11 protein-coding genes are annotated in these 14577 nt (G+C 73.1%); 10 read left to right on the forward strand and 1 reads right to left on the reverse strand.

Annotated elements, in window-relative coordinates:
- Positions 1–7 precede the first annotated feature (7 nt).
- The 10 genes from ACFWZ2_RS07565 (at position 8) to secD (ending at position 13582) form a co-directional block, all read left to right on the forward strand.
- Positions 8–544 carry a CGNR zinc finger domain-containing protein gene (locus ACFWZ2_RS07565; protein WP_384543272.1) on the forward strand — a complete coding sequence of 179 codons (537 nt, stop codon included), beginning with the start codon at positions 8–10 and terminating at the stop codon, positions 542–544.
- A 107-nt stretch (positions 545–651) separates the two neighbouring features.
- A complete protein-coding gene (locus ACFWZ2_RS07570) occupies positions 652–1938 on the forward strand; it encodes an ABC transporter substrate-binding protein (protein ID WP_384543275.1) in 1287 nt (428 codons plus the stop codon).
- Positions 1935–2915 carry a carbohydrate ABC transporter permease gene (locus ACFWZ2_RS07575; protein WP_384543277.1) on the forward strand — a complete coding sequence of 327 codons (981 nt, stop codon included), beginning with the start codon at positions 1935–1937 and terminating at the stop codon, positions 2913–2915. The genes ACFWZ2_RS07570 and ACFWZ2_RS07575 overlap by 4 nt, the downstream gene beginning before the upstream one ends.
- A gap of 13 nt (positions 2916–2928) precedes the next feature.
- On the forward strand, positions 2929–3741 hold the full coding sequence (locus tag ACFWZ2_RS07580) for a carbohydrate ABC transporter permease (RefSeq protein ID WP_384543279.1): 813 nt from the start codon (positions 2929–2931) through the stop codon (positions 3739–3741).
- A gap of 30 nt (positions 3742–3771) precedes the next feature.
- On the forward strand, positions 3772–6957 hold the full coding sequence (locus tag ACFWZ2_RS07585) for an alpha-mannosidase (protein ID WP_384543281.1): 3186 nt from the start codon (positions 3772–3774) through the stop codon (positions 6955–6957).
- A 75-nt stretch (positions 6958–7032) separates the two neighbouring features.
- A complete protein-coding gene (locus ACFWZ2_RS07590; RefSeq protein ID WP_384543284.1) occupies positions 7033–8733 on the forward strand; it encodes a class I mannose-6-phosphate isomerase in 1701 nt (566 codons plus the stop codon).
- On the forward strand, positions 8730–9584 hold the full coding sequence (locus ACFWZ2_RS07595; RefSeq protein WP_384543286.1) for an ROK family protein: 855 nt from the start codon (positions 8730–8732) through the stop codon (positions 9582–9584). The genes ACFWZ2_RS07590 and ACFWZ2_RS07595 overlap by 4 nt, the downstream gene beginning before the upstream one ends.
- A gap of 56 nt (positions 9585–9640) precedes the next feature.
- Positions 9641–10648 (forward strand): LacI family DNA-binding transcriptional regulator, encoded by a 1008-nt coding sequence (locus ACFWZ2_RS07600; protein WP_384543288.1) that lies wholly within the window; start codon positions 9641–9643, stop codon positions 10646–10648.
- 137 nt (positions 10649–10785) lie between these two features.
- The gene (locus ACFWZ2_RS07605; RefSeq protein WP_384543291.1) at positions 10786–11160 is read left to right on the forward strand and encodes a hypothetical protein; all 375 of its coding nucleotides are present in this window, start codon (positions 10786–10788) and stop codon (positions 11158–11160) included.
- Positions 11161–11248: 88 nt separating this feature from the next.
- Positions 11249–13582, forward strand: a complete 2334-nt coding sequence (gene secD / locus ACFWZ2_RS07610) for a protein translocase subunit SecD (RefSeq protein WP_384543293.1) — start codon at positions 11249–11251, stop codon at positions 13580–13582.
- Positions 13583–13629: 47 nt separating this feature from the next.
- Here secD and ACFWZ2_RS07615 read toward each other — a convergent pair whose 3' ends face one another.
- Positions 13630–14472, reverse strand: a complete 843-nt coding sequence (locus ACFWZ2_RS07615; protein ID WP_384543296.1) for a DUF1206 domain-containing protein — start codon at positions 14470–14472, stop codon at positions 13630–13632.
- Positions 14473–14577 lie beyond the last annotated feature (105 nt).

A 14577-nucleotide genomic window follows, 5' to 3' on the forward strand; every position in this document is an offset into this window, starting at 1 on the left:
TGGTCTTATGCACCTCAACCCTTACGGCGAGGACGCCGTGAATCTTGCCGCCGACCTCGCCAACCGGCCCCCGGCGGACGCCGCGGAACTCGCGGACCGCTGCCGCGTCGCGGGCCTGGCCCTTGAACACCCCGTCACCGAACGGGACGTGGTGCGTACGAGGACCGCCCTCGACGCCTGGGAGAAGGTCGTCGACGCCACCGACGAGTGTGAGCGGGCCGAACTGGTCAACGGCATGCTGGCCGAGGCCGCCGCCTACCCGCGCCTGACCGACCACATGGGCAGCGGCTGGCACCTGCACTACCGCGACGACCAACAGCCCCTGGGCGGCGTCCTGTTCTCGCTGATCTCCGTCGGCACCGCGCTGCACCTGGCAGGTCGCGGCATGCACCGGCTGCGGCGCTGCGACGTCACCGAGTGCACCACGATCTTCGCCGACACCTCCCGCACCGGACGGCAGCGCTACTGCTCCCAGCGGTGCGCCAACCGCGACGCGGTGCGCAGGCACCGCGCGAACCGGGGGAGTGCCAAGGCCTCGGCATAACGCCCTTTTCCCCGCGCCCCATTGACAACCCGCGCGAGCGACGTGAAGCTCCAAGACGCCCGTGGTAACGCTAACACCGGGCTGAGGCACACCTGAGGGAGTCATCCATGTCAGGTAGTCGTCACCCTGCGATGGACCGTCGCGCCCTGCTCGTGGCCGCCGCTGCCGGGGCGCTCGCCACGGCCTGCGGCACCGCCGAAGGGCTGCCCGCGGGCGAGGTCGCCGTGCTCGGTGACAGCACCGCGTGGGAGAAGCCCATGAACGCCGCGGGCGCGGCCATGAAGTCCGTCGCGTCGCTGCGGGTGGTGCCCCAGGTCAATCCGTCCCTGGAGTCGTTCGAGCAGATCGTGCGGTCCTCGCTGCGCACCAGGAAGACGCCGGACATGCTCAAGTACTGGTCGGGCTACCGGCTCCAGGACCTGGCCCGCACCGGCGGCATCGAGGACCTGACCGGCCAGTGGGACGACGCGGTCGCCAAGGGCTGGGTGGATCCGTCGCTGCGCGGGGCGTTCACCTACCGGCGGCGGGTCTACGGCCTGCCGATGAACCTCGCGTACTGGGTGATGTTCTACAACCCGCAGGTCTTCCGGGAGCACGGCATCGAGAAGCCCACGACCTGGCAGGACTTCCTCACCGCGTGCGCACGCCTGAAGAAGGCGGGCGTCGTACCGCTGCACGGCAGCACGGTCGACCGCTGGCCCTCCTTCATCTGGTTCCAGGAGATCCTCAGCCGCCAGGACCCGCGCTTCTACCAGGACTTGATGAATGGCCGCGGGCGGTACACCGACCCGCGCGCCGAACGCGCCCTGCGCACCATCGCGTCCTTCTTCGACAAGGACTGGTTCACGCCCCTGGACGTGAGCCACACCGACGCGGCCGCGGCCCTGGTGCGCGGCACGGTGGGCATGGTCGCCTGCGGCACCTGGCTCGGCTCGACACTGGCGGGCGCGGGCGGCAAACCGGGCCGGAGCGTGGGCGCGTTCGTGCTGCCGATGGCCGACCGGAAGGCCCGCCCCAGCGTCATCTTCGAGTCCAGCGCGCTCGTCGCCACCGTCCGGGGCCCCGACCGCGACGAGGCGCTGAAGGCCACCCGGGCCTGGCTGCACCCCGCGGTCATGCGGGCCTTCTCCGGCACCCTCCAGGACGGCTGCCCCAACCCGAAGGTCAAGGCCGCCAACCCCGTCATCGAGGGCCTCGCGCAGCAGGTGCGCGGCGACCGGCTGTGGCTGCTCAACCGCTTCTGGGAACAGGGCCCGCCCGAACTCGTCGAGGCGACCGTCGACGACCTCGCCGGTTTCCTCCTGAACCCCTCCTCGTACCGCGGCACCCTGCGCACCATGCAGGACCGCGCGGACGAGGCGTGGAAGGTGTGGCGGGAGGCGGAGGAGACATGACAGGGACCGCGACCCCGGCACACGGCGTCACCAAGCCGGCGCGCGTGCGGCGCAGGGTGCCCGTGCGCACCCCGCACCAGGCCGCGACGGCGGGCGGCGGCAGGCTCGGCGGCCCCCTCGCCGCCCTGCCCTGGGCGCTGCCCGCCTTCGCCTTCGTCGGCGTGCTGCTCGTCTATCCGTTCTTCCGCAGCGTGTACGGCAGCTTCTTCGAGGACAACGGCTTCACGAGCAGCTTCACCGGGTTCGACAACTACGCCCGGCTCGCCGACGACCCGATCTTCGGCCGTTCGCTGCTCAACACCCTGATGTGGGTGGTGGGGACGCTGCTGCTGCCCGTCGTCGCCGGACTCCTGATCGCGGTCGCCACCCACCGCATGCGGTTCGGCGGGATCGCGCAGCTGATCATCGTGCTGCCGTACGCGATCTCGGGCGCCGCCACCGCCGTCCTGTGGAACTTCATGCTGACGTCCGACGGCGCCGTCAACCAGGTGCTGCGCGGCGTCGGCCTCGACGGCTGGGCGCAGACCTGGCTCCTGGAGTGGCCGCAGAACACCCTCTCGATGATCGTCGCGAGCACCTGGCAGGCGACCGGCCTGAACGTCGTCCTCTTCGCGATCGGCCTGCGGGCCATCCCGCGCGAGACCGTCGAGGCCGCCGAACTGGACGGCGCGAGCGGCTGGCGGATGTTCCGGCACATCACGCTGCCCCAACTGCGGGCGGTGACGGTGGTGGTGGTCGGCATGGCCATCGTGAACAGCCTCAAGGCGTTCGACATGATCTGGGTCCTCACCAAGGGCGGCCCGTCCCGCTCATCGGAGACCCTCGCCCTGAGCATGTACCGGGAGACGTTCCGGCTGTTCCACATCGGCTACGGCTCGGCCATCGCGCTCGTCCTCTCGGTGATCGTCGTCGCCTCGTCCTGGATGTATCTGCGCCGCCAGATGCCCGACATCTCCGGTACCGCCGTGCGGAATTGAGGAGGGAACCGCCATGGGACGCACGGTGCGCCACCTCTTCGTCGCCGGATGCGTGCTGCTCTGGCTGATTCCGCTGTACCTGCTGGTGGTCAACGCGCTGACCCCGGCCGCCGAGTACGGGGGCAAGCCCGAGTGGACCGTCCAGGGCTTCGCGTTCCTGGACAACCTGGACACCGCCTGGGACCTGGCGGGCATCGGCGACAGCTTCCAGGCCTCGCTGCTCTACGCCGTCGTCTGCGGCCTGTGCGCGGTGCTCGTCGCGGCCCTGGCCGCGTTCGCCGTCGTCGTCCTGCCGATCCCCAAGCCCGCGTTCTGGTTCTGGCTGATCTACTCCGGCACGCTCTTCCCGCTCCAGATGTTCCTCGCACCGCTCTTCGGGATGTACGCGGACGCCAATCTGTACGACACCAGGATCGGCCTGATGCTGGTGTACACGGCCTGGGCCGTGCCCTTCGCGTTCTTCCTGATCCGCAACCAGATGACCACGATGCCACCGGAGTTGACGGAAGCGGCGCTGATCGACGGCGCCTCCTTCACGCGGATCTTCTGGCGCATCCACGTACCGCTGATGAAGGCGGGCCTCGGCGCGGCCTTCATCTTCCAGTTCACGGCCGTCTGGAACGACCTGCTGCTCGGCATCACCCTCAGCCGCAGCCCCGAGGTCCAGCCCGTCATGGCGGCCCTGACCACCCTCAACAACGCCTACTCGTCGGCGGGTCCGCCCGTCATCCTGGCCGGCGCCCTGATCGTCTCGGCGCCGACCCTCGTCCTCTTCCTGGTGTTCCGCGGCCTGTTCCTGCGCGGCGTCACCGCATCCGCCCGCTGACCGACCACACACCCCTCGGGAGAGATCCGCATGACGACACGGGCTCTGGTCCGCACCACCGACTGGGACAACGACCGGATACGCGACAGCCTGCGCTCCAGCGTGGTCGGCGCGGAAGGCAGCCTGTCCGACGGCACCGCCCTGCGGCTCACCGAGGAACCCCTCCTGCGGCACGCGGACGACGGCACCCTGCTCCAGTCCCTGCGCGTCGAGCCCGTCAACGGCACGTCACTTCCCGGCGAGTTGACCGTGCGTACGGAATCCGGGGCCGCCCTGCGCGCCGAACGCATCGCGGGGCCAGGGCGCAGCGTGCGGCTCCTGCTGCCCGCCGTCGAGACGGCCACCCGCGTCACCGTCGGCCTGCCGGACGGTGCGGGCGCCAAGAGCGACGACGGCATCGAGATCCGGCTGACCCCGCAGCGCCGGTGGACCCTGCACCTGGTGCACCACTCGCACCTCGACATCGGCTACACCGACCCCCAGGGCCAGGTCCTCGCCGAGCACCTCTCCTTCCTCGACTCCTGTCTCGAACTCACCAGGGCCACCGACGACTGGCCCGCCGAGTCCCGGTTCCGCTGGTGCGTCGAGTCGCTGTGGTCCTTCCGGCAGTGGGCCGACGCGCGCCCCGCCGAGCAGGTCGACGAGTTCGTACGACGGGTCCGCGAGGGCCGCATCGAGCTGACCGCGCTGCCGTTCAACCTGCACACCGAGACCTGCTCCACCGACGAACTGCACGAACTCCTGCGCCTGGCCCACGACATCCGCGCCGAACACGGCGTCGAGTTCACCGCCGCCATGCAGACCGACGTGCCCGGCGCCGTCGTCGGACTCGTCGACGCGCTCGCCGCGGCAGGCGTCAAGTACCTCTCCGTGGCGCACAACTGGGCCGGGCGCTCCGTGCCCCACCTCGTCGGCGGCGAGAAACTGCCGCGCCTGTTCCGCTGGCGCGCCCCGAGCGGCAACAGCGTCCTGGTGTGGGTCACCGACACCCCGCACGGCCTCGCCTACATGGAAGGCCCGCTGCTCGGCTTCGACACGGACTACGCGGACGTCGACGACCTGCTGCCCGCCTATCTGACCTCGCTCGCCACCAACCCCTACCCCTACGGCGGCGGCATCTTCGGCTGGGCCATGGACCACACGGAGATCAAACGCGAGCCCTACCCCTGGGACGTGCTCCATCTGCGCGTCCAGGGCAAGTTCGGCGACAACGCGCCGCCCCGGCGCATCATCGCCGACACCGTCCGCCGCTGGAACGACACCTGGGCCTACCCCCAGCTGCGGCTCTCCCGCAACGAGGACTTCTTCACCGACGCCGAGGCCAGGCTCGGCGACGAGATCCGCTCCTTCGAGGGCGACTGGACCGACTGGTGGGTCGACGGGGTCGGGTCGGGGGCACGTCCACTGTCCCTGGCCAGGACCGCCCAGTCCGTGGTCGCCGACGCCCAGACCATCGGCACGTTCGCCGCCCTCCTCGGCGCCACGGGGGCCGAGGACGACGGCAAGGACGCCGCCGGGGTCTATGAAGCGGTGTCGCTCTTCGACGAGCACACCTGGGGCGCCGGCGACCCGTGGACCCACGGCGACGAGGGCGGCCACTCCGGCGAGCACCAGTGGCACTGGAAGTACGGCCAGGCCATGCGCGCCCACGACGACGGCAACGCGCTGCTCGCCCGCGCGAGCGCCCGCCTCGGACAGCGGCTGGCCGTCCCGCCGGGAGTGGCCGCCACTTACCACGTCGTCAACACCTGCTCCTGGCCCCGCACCGACGTCGTCCGCGTCTTCCTGCCGGAGAGCACGGTGCCGCCGGCCCAGCCGGTGACCGTGACCGACGCGCGCGACGGACGCCGACTCGCCCACGAGGAGAGGGCGCAGACCAACGAAGACCACCGCGACGCCGGACGCTTCCTCCTCGTCCGCGTCGACGACGTGCCGCCCGCGGGATCGGTGCGCCTGGACATCACCGCCGTCGCCGCGCGGACCGGTGCCGGGGAGGGGGCCAGCACGGTCAAGGCCGCCACAGGGTGGAACCCGACCGGCGGCACCGAACGCGAGGACCCGGCGGAGACCGCCGCCGCGGCCCTCGCCCACCCCGACCCGACCCTCCTGGAGAACGAGCACATCGCCGTCCGCGTCGACCTGGCCCACGCCTGCGTGGCCTCGGTCGTCGACAAGGCGACCGGACGGGAACTCGTCCGCAAGGACGCCGTCGTCGGCTTCAACGGCTACGTGCACGACAGCTACACCACGGCGGGGGCCTTCAACCACAACTCCAGCCGTACGACGGGTTCCGAGCGCCTCGAACACCTCGGGGCCCGCGCCGTCGCCCCGCCCGCCGCACTGATCGCCCGCCGCTCCACGCCCACCGCCGAATCGCTCACCTACGAGACCCGCCCCGCGGGCGCCAACCGGCTGCGCACCACGCTCACCCTGCCGCACGGCGTGCCCCGCCTCGACATCGAGAACCGCCTCGACAAGGACGCCACGCTCGGCAAGGAGAGCGCCTACTTCGCGTTCCCCTTCGCCTTCGACGACCCGGTCGTCCGCATGGAGGCCTCCGGCGGCGCGACCGGCAGCGGCCTGCCGGTGGTGCCGGGATCCGCCCTGCACATGCGGGCCGTGCGGCGCTGGGTGACCCTGCACGACGACGGGCTCGCGGTGGCCTGGTCCACCCAGGACGCCCCGCTCGTGCAGTTCGGCAACATCGCCCTGCCGTACGCGCCGTTCCCGAAGACCATGGCCCACGACGAGCCCGCCACCGTCTTCTCCTGGATCCACAACAACCTCTGGGACACCAACTTCCCCAGCGAGCAGGGCTTCGAGTTCACCTACCGCTACAGCCTCGCCTGCGCCCCGTCCGCCGCAGGCCTCGGCCCGCGCACGGCCGCCGCCTTCAGCCGCCCGCTGCGGGCCGTGCGGGCCCGCGGCGCGGCGGGCGGCGCGGCGCCGGACCGGCACGCCTTCGCCGACATCGGCGACCCGCGCGTCCGGCTCGTCGGCGCCACCACACCGGTCCCCGGCCACGTCCTGCTGCGCCTGCAGTCGTTCGCCGAGGAACCGGTGGCCTGCCCGGTCCGCGCCCACTTCCCGGTCGCCGCCGCGCACCGCGCGACGTTCCTCGGCGCCGCCGGGCACGAACTGCCCTGCACGGACGGCGAGGTGACGGTGCACGTCCCGGCCCTCGGCACCACCGCGGTCCTCTTCGTACGCCCCTGAAGACCACCCCCGCCCGCCTGACCCGCCGCCCCGACCACGCCCCCCGTACCCGTACGTCCGCGCGAAGGAGAACGTGTGTACCGGCTCGACCCGCGCCACGCCCCCGCACCCTGGGCCGTCCTGGCCACCGGCTGGCGGGCCGTGGCCGCCCAACTGCCCAAAGGCCCGGTGACCGTCGCCGTGGACGGGCCGCCGACGGCCGACTGGGACGGCCTCGCCGCCCGGCTCGCCGAGGAGCTGACCGCGCACGGCACCACGCTCACCGCGCTCGACCTGCGCGCCCACCACGCACCGCCCGCCGAGGTGCGCCGCCGCACCGACGACACCGACGACCCCTACTACTGCAGGCTCGCCGAGAACGACCTGGGCGACCTCTTCGACGACCTGCCCCGGCCGCCCCGCCCCCGGCCCGGCGAACTGGTCCTCCTGTACGGGCCCGGCGCCTCGCTCCTGACGCACGACGTGCTCTGGTACGCCGACCTGCCCAAGCGGCACGCCGAGGCGGCGGTCACCGCGGGCACCGGACACAACCTCGGACTGCCGCACGAGACAGGCGACTTGAGGCGGCTCTTCTTCATCGACTGGCCGCTCCTCGACCGTCACCGCGACGCCCTCGCCCCCCACGTCGACGGCTGGCTCGACGTGCAGGACCCCGAACGGCCCACCTGGATCGACGGCTACGGCCTGCGCGCCACCCTCGCCGACCTGGCCCGCCGCCCGGTGCGGACCCGCCCCTACTTCAACTCCACCCCGTGGGGCGGGCATTGGGCCCAGCGGGAACTCGGCTTCAGCCCTGAGGCGCGCAACACCGCCCTCGGCTACGAACTCATCGCCCCCGAAGCGGGCGTCCTCATCGGCCCGCACCGGGGACAACAGGTCGAGATCCCCTTCCAGTTGCTGTGCGTCCTGCACCCCGACGCCCTGCTCGGCCCCGAGGTGCGGGCCCGCTTCGGTACCTCCTTCCCGATCCGCTTCGACTACCTCGACACCGTGGACGGCGGGGACCTCTCGGTGCACTGCCACCCCAAAGAGCCCTACATGCGGGAGCGGTTCGGCTGGCCCTACACCCAGCACGAGACGTACTACATGACCCTCGGCTCCCCGGACACCCGCGTCTTCCTCGGCCTGCGCGAGGACGCCGACCTCGACCTCTTCCGCAAGGAGATAGAGGAGGCCGCGCACGACGGGGTGCCGATGGACCCCGCCGACCACGTCCTGACCTTCCCCGCCGAACGGGGCAGACTCTTCATGATCCCGGCGGGCACCCCGCACGCCAGCGGCGCGGGCAATCTCGTCCTGGAGATCAGCGCCACCCCCTACCTCTACAGCCTGCGCTTCTACGACTGGCTGCGCCCCGACGCCGACGGCAACCCCCGCCAACTCCCCTACGAACACGGCCTGGCGAACCTGGAGACAGGGCGGCGCGGCGACGCCGTCACCCGCGACCTCGTCCAGGAACCCCGCACGCTGCGGACGGGCGAGGGCTGGCGCGAGGAACTCATCGGCGCCCTCGACGAGATGTTCTACGAGGTGCGGCGCCACGTCATCGGCGAGGAGGCGGAGGTCCCCGACGACACCGCGGGCCGCTTCCACGTCCTGAACGTCGTCGAGGGCGAGGGCGTGCTCCTGCGCACCGCCGCCGGGGACCGGTACACCCTCTCGTACGCCGAGACGCTCACGGTGCCCGCGGCCGTGGGCGCCTACCGGCTCACGGCGATCGGCGCGGCACCGGTCAAGGTCGTCAAGGCCCTGGTCCGACCCCACACCGACGCATGAGAGCGGTCCTCGAACTCGGCGGCACCCATGTCACGGCGGCCCTCGCCGACCCCGAGACCGCCACCGTCGAACGCAGCGTCCGGCGCCCGCTCGACGCCCGCGGCAGCGCCGAACGCATCCTCGGCGCGATGGTCCGCTGCGCCACCGACCTGGCGGCACCGGAAGGCCTGGTGTGGGGCGTCGCGGTGCCGGGTCCCTTCGACCACGACAAGGGCATCGCCCGCTTCGCGGGGGTCGGCAAGTTCGACGACCTGTACGGCATCGACGTACGCGCCGTACTCCTGGACGGGGTGTGGCCGCGCCCCGCGCACGCCGTCTTCCTCAACGACGCGCACGCCTTCCTGCTCGGTGAGTGGCGGGCGGGCGCCGCGCGCGGCCACGCGCGCTGCGCGGGCATCACCCTGGGCACCGGCGTCGGTTCGGCGTTCCTCGTCGACGGCGACATCCGCAGGGAAGGCCCCGGCATACCGCCGCAGGGCCGCATCGACCTCGTCCAGGTGGCGGGACGGTCCCTGGAGGAATCGGTGTCGCGCCGCGCGATCCTGGCGCGCTACGGCGACCACTCCGTGGACGTGAGCGACATCGCGGAGCGCGCGCGGGCGGGGGAGCGGCACGCACGGGACGTCCTGGACGGCGCGTTCACCACGCTCGGCGCGGTCCTCGCCCCGCGTCTGCAGGACTTCGCCGCCACCGTGCTCGTCGTGGGCGGTGCCATGGCCGCATCCTGGGACCTGCTGCGCCCCTCGCTCCGGGCGGGCCTGGGGGATACTCCCGTCACGCTGCGCGCCGCGGGGCTCGGTGAGCACGCGGCACTCGTCGGAGCGGCGGTGTACGCGGCCGCCGAGCGCTGAGGGGAGCGGCGGGCACGAGCGAGAGCACCGGACGGAACGGAAGGACACCACCCACCATGCCCGGACCGCATGCCGCCAGGGGCGGGCAGCCCACGCTCCGCGACGTCGCGGAGCGGGCCGGGGTCAGTGCGATGACCGCGTCACGGGTGCTGCGCGACGACCCGCAGGTGCTGCCCGCGACGCGCGAGCGGGTCCGCGCCGCGGCCGCCGAGCTCGGCTACCGGCCCAACGAGGTCGCCCGCAGCCTGCGCCTCGGCCGCGGCACGGGCCTGGTCGGACTCGTCGTCACCAACCTCGCCAACCCCTTCTACTCGCGCCTCGCCCTCGGCGTCGACTCCGTCGTCGCGCGCGACGGCCTCAAGACCGTCATCGGCAACACCGGACAGGACCCGGACGCCGAGCGGACGTTGGTGGCCGACCTGGTGGCCCGCCGCGTCGACGGCATCATCGCGGTGCCCGCGGGCACCGACCAGCGCCACCTCGCCCAGGCGGCGGCCGACGGGGTGCCGGTGGTGCTCGCCAGCAGGCCGCCCGAGGGCTTCGCCGCGGACTGCGTCCTGGTCGACGACTTCGGCGGCGCACGCGACGCCACGGAGCGTCTCCTGGACCGGGGGCACCGCCGGATCGGATTCCTCGGCTCGCCGCCCGCCGTCCACACCGGCACCGAACGCCTGCGCGGCTTCACCGCGGCCCTGGCCTCCGCGGGCCTCACCGCCGAGCCGCGCCACATACGCCAGGGCCAGACGGAACCCCACCAGGCCACCCGCGCCGCCGCCGAGATCCTCGCCCTGCCCGACCCGCCCACCGCGCTGTTCTGCTCCAACAACCGCAACACCATCGGGGCGTTCCGCGCCATCCGCTCCTCCGGCACGGACATCGCGCTCGCGGGCTTCGACGACTTCGAACTCGCCGACGCCCTCGGCCTCGCGCTCACCCTCGTCGCGTACGACAGCGACGAACTCGGCCGCGCGGCGGGCCGCCTCCTCCTCGACCGCCTGCACGACCCCAGACGCACCGCCCGCCAGATCGTGGTGCCGACCAGCCTGGTGGAGTACGGCGGTTGAGACCGGCGGCGCACCGCGGAACGGACCGGGCGCCCCGTACGTTGAGCGGGGCGGGGCCGCGCCGTGCGCGCCCACGGGAACACCCGGCGGTCCGGACGGACGAGGACCGGGGCAGCTGAAGGGGACGGGGGGCAGGCGTGTCGCAGCAGACCCGTTCCGCGCGCCTCGCCGCCTCCGCGCTCGCCCTCGTCGTCACCGTCCTCGCCTTCTTCGTCCCCGCCGCCACGACGGCGTACGGGACAGCGGACGAGGCACCCGGCCCCCACCACGTGGCCGTCGCCCACGACCGCAGCGCGGTCGCCCCCGACGACGTCCCCGCACTCCGCGTCGCCGCCGCCCACCGCGTCGACGCCCACATCCCGGGCCCGCAGCCCGCGGGCCCGCCGCGCACGGCCGTCGACACGGCGCCGCACGGCGCCCTCGGCGGCCCCGACGCCCGCCCGGCGGGTGTCCTGGCGCCGCCGCGCCACGCGGTCGCGGCCGCCGCACCGCGCGGCCCGCCCCTGCGATGAGCACGCAGTCCGTCCCCGACGCCTGACCAGGAAGCGCACAGCATCCCGGCCCGGTGTCCTTCCGTCCTGCCCTCATCGTGGAGCTCCCATGAAACGCGCGCCCTTGTGGCGGGCGATCGTCGCGCTCGCCGTCGTCGCCCTGTCCCTGTATGTCGCCCTCACCCAATCCGCCCGCCTCGGCCTCGATCTGCGCGGCGGCACCCAGATCGTCCTGGAGACCAAGAACTCACCCACCGTCAAGGCCGACGCGGCGTCCACCGACCGTGCCCTCGAGGTGCTCAGGCACCGCGTCGACGCACTCGGCGTCGCCGAACCCAGCATCGCCAGGTCCGGCGAGAAACGGATCATCGTCGAACTGCCCGGCGTGCAGGACCCGCGCAAGGCGGCCGAGGTCATCGGCCGCACCGCCCAGCTGACGGTCCACCCGGTGACGGGCGAGTCGCCGGACAAGGGCCGGGCCGAGCCCGCCGCCGACGGCTCGCGCACCCTGCCCGACCCGGACCGCCCCGGCAACCACCTCGTCCTCGGCCCCACCGCGCTCACCGGCGAGGGCGTCAAGAACGCCGAAGCGGTCCTCGACCAGCAGTCCATGTCGGGCTGGACCGTCTCGCTCGACTTCCGCAAGGCGGCGGGCGACACCTGGGCCCGCGTCACCGGCGAGGCGGCCTGCGCACCGCAGGGCGCACCCGAACGCCGCGTCGCCATCACCCTCGACGACAAGATCATCTCGGCGCCCGGCGTCAACGAAGGCGTCGCCTGCGGCACCGGCATCACCGGCGGCGCCACCCAGATCACCGGCGGCTTCAGCCAGTCCGAGGCCCGCGACCTCGCCGCCCTCGTCAAGGGCGGCGCCCTGCCGGTGCCCGTCGACGTCGTCGAGCAGCGCACCGTCGGCCCGACGCTCGGCGCCGACGCCATCGAGGCGAGCACCCAGGCCGCCGTCATCGGCATCGCGCTGACCGCCCTGTTCATCACCGTCGTCTACCGGCTCATGGGCGCGCTCGCCGCGCTCGCCCTCGCGCTGTACGGCCTCATCTCGTACGCCGCCCTGGTCGCACTCGGCGCCACCCTCACGCTGCCCGGGCTCGCCGGGTTCGTGCTCGCCATCGGCATGGCCGTCGACGCGAACGTCCTCGTCTTCGAACGTGCGCGGGAGGAGTATCTCGGCGCGCGCACCAAGGACCTGGCCAAGCCCGTCCGCACCGGATTCGCCAAGGCGTGGAGCGCGGTCGTCGACTCGAACGTCACGACGCTGCTCGCCGCCGGACTGCTGTTCTTCTTCGCCACGGGACCGGTCAAGGGCTTCGGCGTGACCCTGAGCATCGGCGTCCTCGCGTCGATGGTCACCGCGCTCGTCATCACCCGCGTCCTCGCCGACTTCGCCGTCGCCCGGCGCTTTGTGCGCAAGCGGCCCGACCTGACCGGCATCGCCTCCACGGGCCGCGTCCGCACCTGGCTGTCCCGCCGGAACCCGAACCTGGTGCGCCACCGGCGGCGCTGGCTCGGCGCGAGCGCGCTCCTGGTCGCCGTGGCCGTCGCGGGCATCGTGCTGCGCGGCCTCGACTTCGGCGTCGAGTTCACCGGCGGCCGCCTCGTCGAGTACAGCACCAGCAGGCCCGTCGACGCGGACACCGCCCGCACCGCAGTCTCCGACGCGGGGTTCCCGCGCGCGGTGGTGCAGGAGTCCGGGGAAGGGGACATCACCGTCCGCACGGAGAAGCTCACCGACGACGAACAGCAGCGCGTCAAGGCGGCCCTGGAGAAGCCGGGCGGCACCGTCACCGTCGAACGCGACGAACTGATCGGGCCGAGCCTCGGCAGCGAACTGCGGCAGAAGGCACTGATCGCCCTCGGTATCGCCGTCGCCGCCCAGCTGATCTATCTGAGCGTACGGTTCCGCTGGACCCTGGCGGCCGCCGCGGTGACGGCGATGGTGCACGACGTGCTGCTCGTGGTCGGCCTGTTCGCCTGGCTGGGCAAGCCGATCGACAGCGTCTTCCTCGCCGCGGTGCTCACCGTGATCGGCTACTCGGTCAACGACACGGTCGTCGTGTTCGACCGGGTGCGCGAAGGCCGCCGCCGTGATCCGCGCGGTGACCTGGAGTCCACGGCCAACCGGGCCGTCGTGCAGACGCTGCCGCGCACCGTGAACACGGGCATGGGCGCCCTGTTCATCCTGGCCGCGCTCGCCGTGCTCGGCGGCGACTCGCTGGCCGACTTCTCGCTGGCACTGATCGCCGGGGTCGTGGTCGGCATCGCGTCGACCGTGTTCACGGCGGTGCCGCTCGCGGTCGCCCTCGAACACCGCAACCCGGCGCCGCCGCCCGCGGGCCGTCCCGGCCGCGGGGCCGAAGTCCCCGACGGATACAGCCCGTTGGAGGCGCGCAGGAGGAGGGAGCGGGGGACAGGGGCGGTCGTCTGAGATCCACCGCGGGAAAGGGCCCGGCCGAGCAGTGCGGCCGGGCCCGCTCAGAGCCTGCGCCAGCGCGCCATCAGCCACGAGAAGGCACCGAAGGCGATGAGCCCGAGGCCGATGGCGGCAAGCAGCCAGGGGCCCGCCACGGTGGCGGAGAAGGACCGGAGCGTGTTGTCGAGGCCCTTGGCCGCGCCGGGCTCGTGCCGCAGCGCGGCGGCGACCGCGAAGCCGCCCGCGGTCGCGAAGACCGCGCCGCGTGCCGCCCCGCCGGTCACGCCCAGCACATCGGCCGCGCGACGCGTCCCGCGGGACATCCGCGACAGCGTCAGATGGCGGTGGAAGGTGCGCAGGCAGGCCCGGACGGCGATCCAGAGTCCCGCGCCGAGCACCACGGCCCCCGCGACGCCGACGATCCACTGCCCCGCGGGCCAGCCGAGCACCTCGGCGGTGACGTCCTTGGTCCGCCGGTCGCTCGACCCGCTGCCGCTGCCCGCGTCCCCGGCGGCGTAGGCCAGCACGGAGTAGGAGACGAATCCGTAGAAGAGGCAGCGCGCCGCGGCCATGGCCCGCTTGGCCGCCGTGCCGCCGTCCGGTCCCGCCGTGCCGGAGAACACTTCGGAGAGCCGCCACAGCGCCATCCCGGCGAGGGCGATCCCCAGGAGCCACAACAGGACGTTCCCGAACGGCTTCTGCGCGAGTTCGGCCACGGCGCCCCCACGGTCGGCCTGCCGTCGCCCGCCGTCGGAGAAGGCGATCCGCAGGGCGATGACCCCGACCAGGGCGTAGATCACCCCGCGTCCGACGAAGCCGACGCGCGCGCCCGCGGCGACCGCCTCGCCCGTCGCGGCACGGGAGGAACCGGCCGAAGCGCGCGGGACCGCCGGGAGAAGACGCATGGCTGCCCAGTGCCCCCAAAGCCCCGTGTCATGCGGGAACGTGACGGAGGCGGCCACCGGACGTACCGCGCCCGCGGTGACGGAACCTGGTGGACTTGACGGGCT

It is taken from the genome of Streptomyces sp. NPDC059002, assembly GCF_042740435.1.
GTDB lineage: Bacteria > Actinomycetota > Actinomycetes > Streptomycetales > Streptomycetaceae > Streptomyces.